Below are 12525 nucleotides of genomic sequence, written 5' to 3'. Positions count from 1 at the left end.
TTTGTGGCGCGCTCATCGCCTGTTTCGCGCGCAGGGCGCACATCGCGTGCGAGCTTCTCAACATCTGAGCGCGAATGGACCTCTAATCACCGCACCGTGCATATCTACAATGATCCAATCCCAAATTGACCCGTCACGCGATTCGCCTATATCACCGATGGATGTTGGGACTTCGACCTACTGGGAAATGTCATGCCGCGTATCCTCGTGGTAGATGACGATCCGATGGTCGGCGCGACCATCGAGGTCCTCCTCCAGCGTCAGGGCTTCGATGTCACGATGGCCGACGGCGGAGAAACGGGGCTCGCTGCGCTCGAAGCGCAGACGTTCGACGTGATGCTGGTCGACATCTTCATGCCGCACATGCGCGGCTTCGAATCCATCCGCATCTTTCACGAGCGCGCGCCGGCGATCCCCCTGATCGCGATGTCGGGCTACGCCTTCGCCTCGTCTGCCTCGCCCTCCCCGGATTTCCTTCGCATGGCGCTGGAGCTCGGGGCGGCGCGCTGCCTGCGCAAGCCGTTCACGCCGGACGCGCTCCTGACCACGATCCGGGAATGCCTCGGCGAGGCCGCGCAGCCGAAGGACAAGAAAGAAGCACCTTGATCCCAACGCAGCGCGTCATTCTCGGTGCTGGACTTGCCATCCTCCTGATCATCACCGCCGCTTCGATCGGACTCGACGTCAAGTCGCGGTCGGACGCAGCCTGGGTCAATCAAACCGTCCAGGTGCTGAAGAAGATCTCCGATCTGCGCGTGCTGATGCGCCGCGCCGAGAGCGCCGCGCGCGGCTACGAGATCTATCGCAGCCCGGGCTTCAGCGACGAGTTCCAGGCTGCGCACGCCCAGATCGCGCCGGCATTCGCCGACCTCAAGCGCGCCGTGCGTGACAATCCAGATCAGGTCACGCTGCTTGAGGGTACCGAGCCGCTGGCGCTGCGCCGGATCGAGATCGCCGCGGAAGTGATGCGCCTGCGCGCAGCGAACGACGAGGCCGGCATCGCCGCGCTCCAGGGCAAGGCCGAGGGCCGCGGCCTCATGGACACGGTGATGGGCAATCTCGATCATCTGAGCGCCGAGGAAGAGCGATTGCTCGCCGCGCGCTCCCAGGATTCCCGCCGCTCCGGCATCGTCCTGCTCGGCATCGACGTGATCGGCGCGCTGGTGATCCTGCTGCTGGTCACCATGCTGCTGCGCGAGAGCCAGCGCACCACGGTCGCGCTGAAGAGCACATTGCTGGAGACCACGGCGGCGAAGGAGCAGCTCGAGGCGGCGGTCGCCGAGCGCACCGAGCATCTCGTCAACGCGCATGACGAGCTGCGCCTGTCGGTCAACGTGCTCCAGAGCACGTTCCACAGCATGGCCGAGGCCGTGCTGGTCATCGACGCCGAAAGCACCGTGCTTCTGTCCAATCCGGCCGCGGAGCGCATCTTGCTGCATCGCGCCGGCATGAGCCTGCGCAATCTGCGCGCGCTGTCCGACGTGTTTCACGGCGACGGCGTCACGCCGCTCCGGTCCGACGAGCTACCCTCGGTGCGCGTGCTGCGTGGCGAGCAGTTCGAGAATCTGGAGATGATCGTCCGCCCGCACAGCGGCAACCAGCCCCGCCATCTGATGATCAGCGGCCGGCCGATGCGCGACGGGCACGGCGGCGTCTCCGGCGCCGTGCTGGTCTATCACGATGCGACCACTTCGCGCGAGACCGAGCGGCAGTTGCACCAGTCGCAGAAGCTGGATGCGATCGGCAAGCTGACGGGCGGCGTAGCGCACGACTTCAACAACATGCTGACGGTGATCTCCGGCAATACGGAGACGCTGGTGGCGAGCCTGAAACAGCAGCCGGAACTCCAGCGCGTGGCGCGGCTGATCGACGATGCCGCCGAGCGCTGCGCCGAGCTGATCCAGCATCTGCTCGCCTTTGCGCGCAGGCAGCCGCTGCAGCCGCGCAACGTCGAGATCAACGGCGCGATCGCCGACATCGCGAAACTGCTGCGCCCCACCCTCGGCGAGCAGATCCAGATCGAGACCGTGCTGGAACAGGGACCGATGACCGCGCACATCGATCCGTCCCGCCTCACCAATGCCGTGCTCAACATGGCGATCAACGCCCGCGACGCCATGCCGAACGGCGGCAAGCTGCTGCTCGAGACCCACCACGTCGTGCTGGACGAGGCCTATGCGCAGGCCAACGCCGAGGTGCAGCCCGGCCCTTACGTGATGCTGGCGGTGAGCGACACCGGCACCGGCATGACGACGGATATCCAGCAGAAGGCCTTCGAGCCGTTCTTCACCACCAAGGAGGTCGGCAAGGGAAGCGGCCTCGGCCTCTCCATGGTCTACGGCTTCGTCAAGCAGTCCGGCGGACACATCAAGATCTACAGCGAGGAAGGCCACGGCACCACGATCAAGCTCTATCTGCCGCCCGGTGAGGGCATGACGGAAGTCGCCGCTCCCGCGATACCCCAGGCCGAAGGCGGTGCCGAGACGATTTTCGTGGTCGAGGACGATGCGCTGGTGCGCAACTTCGTCACCGCGCAGCTTCAGAGCCTTGGCTACAACACGGTCGCCGCGCCCGACAGCCGCGCCGCGCTGCAATTGATCGAGGCCGGCCAGGGTTTTGATCTCCTCTTCACCGACGTCGTCATTCCCGGCGGCATGAGCGGGCGCGAGCTCGCCGAGGAGGTCGCCAGGCTGAGGCCGGGCGTGAGGGTGCTCTACACCTCCGGCTACACCGACAACGCGATCGTCCACCACGGCAAGCTCGACGACGGCGTGTTGCTGCTGACAAAACCCTACCGCCGCAACCAGCTCGCCGAAATGATCCGAAAGGCGCTGAACGGCGGCGGGATGGCGGCGAGCTAGGCGCGTCGCCGATCGAGTTCATGCGCTATTGTGAACCGACGGCGCCCGCTGCGGAGGTCTTCGCTGGCCCGGGTGTCTGCCGTCCCCGCGCAGCGATCAGCGCGGCCCTGATCCGCTGCTGCTCGGCGACGTCCATGAGCGGCGCCTTGCGCGCCGGCGGCATGTCGTGGACTGCAAGGTAACCGTTCTTGTCGGTCGCTTTTCCACCTTCGGCGAGGGATGCTTGTGCATCGAGCGGATTGCGAACGCCGGCAGCGCCCCCCGGGGTCGTCGCGCAACCTCCGAGCCCGAGTCCGATGACAACCGGCAGCACTGCAAGACGAACAATACCGCGCATGCCGAGCGCGGCGGACAGATGACCGGCCCGCCCTTGCGCCAAGGCGCCGTTACCGGTCGCGGATACAAAGCAGCTACGCAACAACATGGCACTATCGAGTTAAACAGCGTGGATAGGACGACCGCGAGCCGGACGCCTGAGGCAGATCGCCCGGCTCGGACAATGACCTGGTCACCAAACCGCATCGAGGATGCTGTACAAGGCCTGCCGGCCGCCGCTCAGCACCGCGCCAGGCGCATCCATCACGCGCTCAATGACCCCGGGCTTGGCGTACGACAGCCTGTCCTGTCGCTTGGCCGCGTTGGCCGCCTCGACGGCGGTGACATTCGGACCCAGCGCCGGGCCATAGATCACCGGCGGGGGGCCAACCCAGGAAGGAGTTGCGTCGGCCGCACTCGACCTCCAATTCCGATAGTCGACGTCGCCCCGCAGCTGGCCGAGCGCCTTGGGCTTCTCGGCCGGTGTCGTGGGAACGAAGTGTGCCAACCTCTGGCGCGCGGCGGGTTCGACTTTGGCCTTTGGCTCCTTTTTCTGTTCAGCCGATACGCCCGCGCTCCGCTCCGGCGTCCTGTTGCCATCGACGTCCCGGCTTGAGATCGCACGCGCCGGCTCTGCCTTCTCGGCCTTCGGCTCCGTCGCCGGAGTCTTCAGGATATCACGCGCCTCCGAAGCACCGGTCTCGGGTTCGGGCGCGCGCGTATTGGGAATGGTCGCGCTTTCGTCGACCGGCTTATCGCGTTCCGCGGATACGGCTATCGCGCCCGGTTGCGCCGTAGAATCTGCTTCAGCGCCACCAGCTGAATCGAGGCGAACGTCCTGACTGATCGCCGCCACATCGGGGCTGGACACCGCCGGCTCTCCGCGCGACACGGACAAGCCGCCGACGATCGCAAGCAGGAGCAAAGCGTCCAGGAGACGGAAACGAAAACGAAGCCTGCGAGACCTCGGCATGTCGAAGGCGAGCCTGCTTGGAACATACTTGAAAGCCGGCATGTGCGCGTACGGCTTGACTGCGGCAGACGGAACGAGCGACAGGCGCGCGTTCTCCCGCGCCGCGGGCCCCGCGAAATCGGTGTCCGGCGGCGAGTGAGAGGCGACCGGCAGGACCGCTTCCGGAGCAGGAATCTGTTCACGCGGCTCGGATTCTATGGACGCGAGAAGCGCATACACACGCTTTGGATCGCGAAACTCATCGTCCATCGACACGACGCCGCCCGCGCCGTCGACCGGACGCTGATAGCGCGCGCGTCCTGCCCCAAGGAAATGCCCGAGCGCCCTCAAGATTGAAAGCCACCAGCGCCGTCCCGGCGCGAGTTCAGGGACTGCTGACTCCGTAATGTACATGATTTCGCCTCGACTGACGCGCTGACCAGAATGTAATGGCAGCATTTGGGGTCGGAGCTGCGGCAGCTTTTTCGTCGAAATTTGTCCGCGCCATGGCGGTATGTGTAGAGATGTTAGCGACCCGCCGATCGATCCGGACACGCGTGCCGATCTGAAAGGACATGCGCAACCCGGCGAAGGCTAGGTGGCCTCCCTCATGGCAGAGGCCGGATCCGGAGACGCAAGCCCGCTCGGACCAGGCGGCAGAGCGACGCGAGCGCAAAGCCCGCGCGGCTCGTTGTCCAGCAGGCTGAGCATGCCGCCATGAATTCTGGCGACGCCGCTCGCGATCGGCAGACCGAGGCCAATGCCACTGCCCTCGCCATGGGTACGCGCCGCATCGACCTTGAAGAACGGCTCCAGGACCTTTCTCTTCAGCTCATCTGACAGGCCGGGGCCATCGTCGCGGACCTCCACGAAAATCCCGCCGTCGTTCCGCGGCGCCAGCACGAGCTCGATGTTGTCGGCATAGCGGGAGGCGTTGTCGATGAGATTGGATATCGCGCGCGTCATGCCGCGCACCTTGCACATGTAGACGAGCCGGCGCGGCCCCGAGAACGACACCGAGACGCCCATGTCAGCATAGTCGGCCGCGATCGTCTGCAGCAGACCGCTGAGATCGACCTTCGCGAACGACACGGTGTCCGTGCCCAGGTTTCTAAGGTACAGCATCATGTCGTCGATCATTCCGGCGAGTCGATCGACATCGCGCAGCATCTTGCCGCGCAGTTCGGGATCGCTACCGCGCTCAGCGCGCATGCGGAGCCGCGTGAGCGGTGTGCGCAGGTCGTGGCCGACGCCATAGATAATTCTCGTTCGTTCCTCGATCATGCGATTGACCCGCTCGCGCATGGCGTTCAGCGACGCGCCAAGGCTGCGAATCTCCAGCGTGCCACGGGCCGAGAACGACTCCCTGGAGTCCTCGTCCAAGGTAATCCGCTGCGCCGCAGCGGCAAATTCCACCACGGGCCGGGTGAAGCGGTAGCTGAGAAAATAAGACAGGAACAGCACAGGCAGGACGACAAGACCTATCGCGCCGAGACTTTGAAGCACCTTTCGGGCATTGGAGGAAAAGTGCGGAATGTCGGGCGAAAAGACCACCCAACGTTCGTCGGCAATGCGCACGGTCAGGGCGCGGCGGACCGGAGCGTGATCGTCCTGGTCGAGGTCGACAAGCTCGAGCAGCTTCGCAACGAGGCTCCCCCGCCTGTCCATGTCGCGCCGACGGGACGTGAAATCGAAGTCCTCGCCGGGATTGCGCGTCCGCAGTTCGACCGCAAGTCCGGCATACCCGCCCGAACCTGCAACGGTCGACCCATCTCCCTCGGAAGCGCCCGATTGTATCTGGCTGGCGAGGGCCAGGATCTCTCCTGCCACGAAGCTTGCCCATTCCGAGCGTTCGTGCCGGATCTCTTTCAGCGGCGCCCTGATCGCCGCGACGGTGGCAAACAGGAAGATCGGGAGGGTGGCGAGAAGGAATATCTGGCCGCGCATCGACGCGAGCCGGAAACGTTCCAGCATCAAGCGGCCGCAACGGTCGGCGTGAAGAGATAGCCGCCGAGGCGGATGGTCCTGATCAGCGTCGGCTCTCTCGCGTTCGGTTCGATCTTCTGACGAACGCGGCTGACGTGAACGTCGATGCTGCGCAGGAATGGCCCCGCCGAGCCGGCGTGCGTCAGCGAAAGAAGTTCTTCGCGCTTCATCACCCGACCTGGGTTGGCGCAGAAGGCGAGCAGGATGTCGAACTCCGCCGTCGTCATGGGGATCTCGACACCGTCGGGGTCGTGAAGCTTGCGCTGCACCGGATCGACCTTCCAGCCCGCGAAGGTCATGTTGGCAGGCTGCCGGGCGATGCGGCTGCTGTAAGAGGCTCTGCGCAGGAGGCTCTTGATGCGCGCCAGGAGCTCGCGTGAGTTGAACGGCTTGGTGACGTAGTCATCGGCACCGAGCTCCAAGCCAACGATGCGATCAATGTCGTCGTTGAGCGCCGTCAGCATCATGATTGGCACCGTTCCGGTCGACCGCAGCCGCCGGCAGATGCTGAAACCGTCCTCCCCCGGCAACATCGCATCCAGGACGATCAAATCGAAGTCGTCGCGCCGCAGGCAGTGATCCATCTCCGCGCCCGATCGGGCGATTGACGCAACGAGACTCGCCTCGGCGAACAGATCAGCCAGCATGCGCGCGATGTCCCGGTCATCCTCGACGATGAGAATCTTGGCCGACACCGCATAGTCGGTGCGATCCAGTCCGACAGCGGCTTCCATGTCCAGTTGGCTCCTGCGAGGTTGTCTCCGCCGCGGTACTCGTCGGGGCCGAGCCGCAGCCTGCCCTTCGCCTTGGAAAACGTGCGCGCGATCGGACCTGAACGCCCGGCTGATACCAGATCGCGGTCATAAAAACAAGTCGACCAGTCGGTTTTTTATATAGCGCCTTTGCGGGGTGCGCTGCTTCGCATCGTCAGGACCTAGCGCGTCGCCAGCACCACCGCCGCCAGCGTGAAAACCAGCGCGGCGATCTGGCCTGGGCCGAGCGGCTCGTGCAGCGCGATCGCCGAGGCCACCACCCCGATGACAGGCACCGCCATCGTCCCGATCGCGGCCACTGATGCCGGCAGGCGCGCAAGGGCTGCGAACCAGCTGACATAGGCGATGCAGAACTGCACAACGGTCGAATAGACCAGCAGCCACCAGCCGACCGGCGTCACCAGCGACAGATGCGTGGTCTCGACCAGGAGGCCGATGATCGAGATCGGCAGGCAGCCGATCCCGATCTGCCAGGCCGCGGCCGTGATCGGCGGCAGATGGATCGGGTACTTCTTCGAGAACACCGTGCCGACGGCGAAGCCGAGCGCGCCGCACAGCGCCATGATGATGCCCGGCAGCTTTGCCGCGCTGGCGGCGATGCCATTGCCGCCCATGATCGAGGCGAGCCCGACAAAGGCCATGACCAGCCCCAGCGTGCGCAGCACGGTCGGCCGCTCGCCCAGCACCGGCCAGGCGATGATCGAGGCCCAGACCGGCATGGTGTAGGCGATCAGCGCCGCCTCGCTGGCCGGCAGCCAGAGCAGCGCCAGGCCCATCAGCACCATCCAGCCGGTGACGTTGAGGACGGCGGCGGTGATCAGGCGCGGCCAGATCTCGGGGGCGACCCGCAGGCTCTGCCGGCGGACGAGCGCCAGCGCCGCGAGCAGTGCCGCCCCGAGCACGCCGGTCACCCCGCGCAGGGTCAGCGGCGGCAGCTCGGAGAGCAGGAATTTGGTCACCGGCCAGTTGAAACCCCAGCCGATCGAGGTGATCGCGAGGAACATCAGGCCGGCCGGGGCGATGCGCGATCGCGCATCCCGGCGAGTCGAATCAAGCATGTGGGCAATCCGGCAAAATCGGGGTCAGCTTGGCGCGGATTCGCCGCCTCCACCACCACCCCGGCGGGCATGCCTGCCCTCACCTTCCGTAGCCCTACGTGAGTCCCGCCCACGCAACCCCGGTCCCTAAAAATATACCTGCCCTGTGAACAGCGGGATGAAGGCGCCCCATCACCACCGGATGCAAATTTTTTCGGTTGGGAATCCCTGAGGACTCACTGATACTTGGCTCAACAACAGGCGCGGGCTTGCCCCCTGTTATCCCCCGCAATCCACCATATTTAGTATTTGATTCAGGAACTCGCACTAGTTCTTGACGGGCGCAACGGAGAGTCCTAGCTTTCGGTCCGTTCGGCGCGAGTGAGTTTGCGTCCCGCCGGCACTCCCCCAAAGGGCCTCGCAAATCGCCACTCCGCCAAGCCAGCCAAAGGCCGCGGGATATGGGCTTGTCTGCCCTGTGGAAGCGGACTTTTCGGGCGCCAGAACGGGCCGGCAACAGGTTCGGATGGCAATTGGTTGAAGTGGCGTTGTGGGGCGTTGAACGCATGTCGCGCACATCCCCTTGGGGGCGGATGGGTGTGGACATGCCGGACGGTGAAAGGTGCACGCACCTGACATCGCCGGGAGAAAAAGGGCCGGGTCCACCGGCTGAGCTGCGAAGCCTGAGGGGCGGAAACGCCTTTGGGACTCGCGAAACGAAATAGCGATCCGGGCGCCCAGCGGAGGCGATCCGGCTAAAAATAGGACGGGGCAAGACCATGCGGATTGAGCGGCGGCACACCACCCAGGGACAGTCACCTTACGCGGGAATCGAATTCCGGCAGACCACGTCGGAGATCCGGAATCCCGACGGCTCGGTCGTGTTCAAACTGGACGGCGTCGAGGTCCCGACCGAGTGGTCGCAGGTCGCCTCCGACGTGCTCGCCCAGAAGTATTTCCGCAAAGCCGGCGTTGCCGCGCGCCTGAAGAAGGTCGAGGAGGAATCCGTTCCCTCCTTCCTGTGGCGCTCCGTGCCCGACACCGACGCGCTCGCCGCCCTGCCCGAGAAGGAGCGCTATGTCAGCGAGCTCTCGTCCAAGCAGGTGTTCGACCGCCTCGCCGGCTGCTGGACCTATTGGGGCTGGAAGGGTGGCTACTTCTCCACCGACGAAGACGCCCAGGCCTTCTATGACGAGCTCCGCTACATGCTCGCCATGCAAATGGTCGCGCCGAACTCGCCGCAATGGTTCAACACCGGCCTGCACTGGGCCTATGGCATCGACGGCCCCGGCCAGGGCCATTATTACGTCGACCCCTTCACCGGCAAGCTGACCAAGTCCAAGTCGGCCTACGAGCACCCGCAGCCGCACGCCTGCTTCATCCAGGGCGTCGGTGACGACCTCGTCAACGAAGGCGGCATCATGGACCTCTGGGTCCGCGAAGCCCGCCTGTTCAAGTACGGCTCCGGCACGGGCTCCAACTTCTCGCGCCTGCGCGGCGAAGGCGAAAAGCTCTCCGGCGGCGGCCGCTCGTCCGGCCTGATGAGCTTCCTCAAGATCGGCGACCGCGCGGCGGGCGCGATCAAGTCGGGCGGCACCACGCGCCGCGCGGCCAAGATGGTCGTCGTCGACGCCGATCACCCCGATATCGAGACCTATATCGACTGGAAGGTGAAGGAGGAGCAGAAGGTCGCCGCCCTCGTCACCGGCTCCAAGATCAACCAGAAGCACCTCAAGCTGGTGCTGAAGGCCTGCGTGAACTGCGAAGGCTCGGGCGACGATTGCTTCGACCCCGAGAAGAACCCGGCGCTCCGCCGCGAGATCAAGCTCGCGCGCCGCAGCCTCGTGCCCGACAATTACATCAAGCGCGTCATCCAGTTCGCCAAGCAAGGCTACAAGGACATCCAGTTCGACACCTACGACACCGACTGGGATTCGGAAGCCTACCTCACGGTATCAGGCCAGAACTCCAACAACTCGGTCTCGCTGAAGGACGACTTCCTGCGCGCCGTCGAGACCGACGGCGACTGGAATCTCGTGGGCCGCACCACGAAGAAGATCACCAAGACGCTGAAGGCGCGCGACCTCTGGGAGAAGATCGGCTACGCCGCCTGGGCGTCGGCCGACCCGGGCCTGCACTTCAACACCACCATGAACGACTGGCACACCTGCAAGGCGTCCGGCGACATCCGCGCGTCCAATCCGTGCTCGGAATACATGTTCCTGGACGACACGGCCTGTAACCTGGCGTCCGCGAACCTGCTCACCTTCTACAACACCACCACCAAGCAGTTCGACGTCGCGGGCTACGAGCACCTCTGCCAGCTCTGGACCATCGTGCTCGAAATCTCCGTCATGATGGCGCAGTTCCCCTCGCGCGCGATCGCCGAGCTCTCCTACGAGTTCCGCACGCTCGGCCTCGGCTACGCCAATATCGGCGGCCTGCTGATGACCATGGGTCTGTCGTACGACTCCAAGGAAGGCCGCGCGCTCTGCGGCGCGCTGACCGCCGTGATGACCGGCATCACCTACAAGACCTCCGCGGAAATGGCGGCTGAACTCGGCACCTTCCCCGGCTACAAGAAGAACGCCGCGCACATGCTGCGCGTGATCCGCAACCACCGCCGCGCCGCGCATGGCGAGGCCTCCGGCTACGAGGCACTCTCCGTCAACCCGGTGCCGATGGACCTCGTCTCCTGCCCGCAGGCTGACCTCGTCACCCGTGCCCAGGCGGCCTGGGATGCGGCGCTCGAGCTCGGCGAGAAGCACGGCTATCGCAACGCCCAGACCACGGTGATCGCGCCGACCGGCACGATCGGCCTCGTGATGGATTGCGACACCACCGGCATCGAGCCCGACTTCGCGCTCGTGAAGTTCAAGAAGCTCGCCGGCGGCGGCTACTTCAAGATCATCAACCGTGCGGTGCCCTCCGCGCTGCGTGCGCTCGGCTATCGCGAGAGCGAGATCGCGGAGATCGAAGCCTACGCCGTCGGCCATGGCTCGCTCTCCAACGCGCCGGGCATCAACGCCTCGACGCTGAAGGCCAAGGGCTTTACCGACGAAGCCATCGCCAAGGTCGAAAAGGCCCTGCCGACCGCCTTCGACATCAAGTTCGCCTTCAACAAGTGGACCTTTGGCGAAGACTTCATCCGCGACCAGCTCGGCATCGGCGCCGAAGCGATCGCGGCCCCCGGCTTCGACCTGCTCCAGGCCGTCGGCTTCACCAAGCGCGAGATCGAGGCGGCCAACGTCCACATCTGCGGCGCGATGACGGTGGAAGGTGCCCCGCACCTCAAGGCCGAGCACTATTCGGTGTTCGACTGCGCCAATCCCTGCGGCAAGATCGGCAAGCGCTATTTGTCGGTCGAGAGCCACATCCGCATGATGGCGGCGGCGCAGCCCTTCATCTCGGGTGCGATCTCCAAGACCATCAACATGCCAAACGACGCCACGGTGGAGGACTGCAAGTCCGCCTACATGCTGTCGTGGAAACTCGCATTGAAAGCCAACGCGCTCTATCGCGACGGCTCCAAGCTCTCCCAGCCGCTCAACTCGCAGCTCATCAGCGACGATGAGGACGAAGACGATGCGGTCGAGGCCCTCTACGAGAAGCCGATGGCGGCGCGTGCGACCCAGGTCTCGGAAAAGATCGTCGAGAAGCTGGTCGAGCGCATCATCGTGATGCGCGAGCGCGAGAAGATGCCGGATCGCCGCAAGGGCTACACCCAGAAGGCGGTCGTCGGCGGCCACAAGGTCTATCTTCGCACCGGCGAATATGACGACGGCCGGCTCGGCGAGATCTTCATCGACATGCACAAGGAAGGCGCGGCGCTCCGCTCCTTCATCAACAACTTCGCCATCGCGGTGTCGCTGGGTCTGCAGTACGGCGTGCCGCTCGACGAATATGTCGACGCCTTCACCTTCACCCGCTTCGAGCCGGCGGGCCCCGTGCAGGGCAACGACAGCATCAAGTACGCGACCTCGATCCTCGACTACGTCTTCCGCGAACTCGCGGTGAGCTACATGTCGCGCTTCGATCTCGCCCATGTCGATCCGACCGAGTCGAATTTCGACGCGCTCGGCAAGGGCGTCGAGGAAGGCAAGGAGCCGGATGAGACCCAGCACGCGACCAAGCTGGTCTCGCGCGGCCTCACCCGCTCCCGCACCGATAACCTCGTCGTGATGCGCGGCGGCTCCGCCGCGATCGCCCCGGGCAACGACAGTGCCCCGACCGGCGGCAACAAGGTCACGGCGCTGGCCTCCCACGGCACCTCGGCCCGCGCCGGCGATGCCATCGAAGGCGCCGTCGCCCTGAAGCAGGAAGCCAGCCACGACCTCTCCCCGACGGAGAAGCTCGAAGCCCTCCAGTGGAGCAAGGCCGGCAGCACCGCACAAACGCTCGTCCCCACCAAGGCCGAGCGCCGCGCGGAAGCCAAGGCCAAGGGCTACGAGGGCGAGATGTGCAGCGAGTGCGGCAACTTCACGCTGGTGCGGAATGGCACGTGCATGAAGTGCGATACTTGCGGCAGCACGACGGGGTGTTCGTGAGGGGATAGATCGTCACAACGATCATTACGCCCGGGCTCGACCGGAAAGATACAA

8 protein-coding genes are annotated in these 12525 nt (G+C 65.1%); 3 read left to right on the top strand and 5 right to left on the bottom strand.

The window, feature by feature from the left end; translation table 11 throughout:
• Positions 1–192 precede the first annotated feature (192 nt).
• Together NLM25_RS21945 and NLM25_RS21940 are read left to right on the top strand one after the other, a co-directional pair.
• Complete coding sequence (locus tag NLM25_RS21945; RefSeq protein WP_254118955.1) at positions 193–606, top strand: response regulator; 414 nt, start codon at positions 193–195, stop codon at positions 604–606.
• The gene (locus NLM25_RS21940; RefSeq protein ID WP_254138355.1) at positions 603–2861 is read left to right on the top strand and encodes a CHASE3 domain-containing protein; all 2259 of its coding nucleotides are present in this window, start codon (positions 603–605) and stop codon (positions 2859–2861) included. Before NLM25_RS21945 ends, NLM25_RS21940 begins: the two co-directional genes overlap by 4 nt.
• A 25-nt stretch (positions 2862–2886) precedes the next feature.
• Here NLM25_RS21940 and NLM25_RS21935 read toward each other — a convergent pair whose 3' ends face one another.
• From NLM25_RS21935 to NLM25_RS21915, 5 genes are all read right to left on the bottom strand, one after another.
• A complete protein-coding gene (locus NLM25_RS21935) occupies positions 2887–3285 on the bottom strand; it encodes a hypothetical protein (RefSeq protein WP_254138354.1) in 399 nt (132 codons plus the stop codon).
• Between the two features lie 84 nt (positions 3286–3369).
• Entirely contained in the window at positions 3370–4542 is a 1173-nt protein-coding gene (locus NLM25_RS21930; protein ID WP_254138353.1) for a hypothetical protein, read from the bottom strand.
• Positions 4543–4722: 180 nt separating this feature from the next.
• Complete coding sequence (locus NLM25_RS21925; RefSeq protein ID WP_254138352.1) at positions 4723–6102, bottom strand: HAMP domain-containing sensor histidine kinase; 1380 nt, start codon at positions 6100–6102, stop codon at positions 4723–4725.
• Positions 6102–6848 (bottom strand): response regulator, encoded by a 747-nt coding sequence (locus NLM25_RS21920; protein WP_254138351.1) that lies wholly within the window; start codon positions 6846–6848, stop codon positions 6102–6104. The genes NLM25_RS21925 and NLM25_RS21920 overlap by 1 nt, the downstream gene beginning before the upstream one ends.
• Before the next feature lie 200 nt (positions 6849–7048).
• Positions 7049–7945: a DMT family transporter gene (locus tag NLM25_RS21915; protein WP_254138350.1), complete on the bottom strand. Its 897-nt coding sequence runs from the start codon at positions 7943–7945 to the stop codon at positions 7049–7051.
• Between the two features lie 758 nt (positions 7946–8703).
• On the opposite strand from NLM25_RS21915, the gene NLM25_RS21910 reads away from it, so the two are divergent.
• The gene (locus NLM25_RS21910) at positions 8704–12471 is read left to right on the top strand and encodes a vitamin B12-dependent ribonucleotide reductase (RefSeq protein WP_254138349.1); all 3768 of its coding nucleotides are present in this window, start codon (positions 8704–8706) and stop codon (positions 12469–12471) included.
• The last annotated feature ends 54 nt before the right edge of the window (positions 12472–12525 follow it).

Origin of the sequence: Bradyrhizobium sp. CCGB01 (assembly GCF_024199795.1) — a bacterium.
In the GTDB taxonomy this organism is placed as follows: domain Bacteria; phylum Pseudomonadota; class Alphaproteobacteria; order Rhizobiales; family Xanthobacteraceae; genus Bradyrhizobium.
The sequence above is the reverse complement of the archived record's forward strand: the minus strand, read 5'-3'. Positions and strand labels throughout refer to the sequence as shown.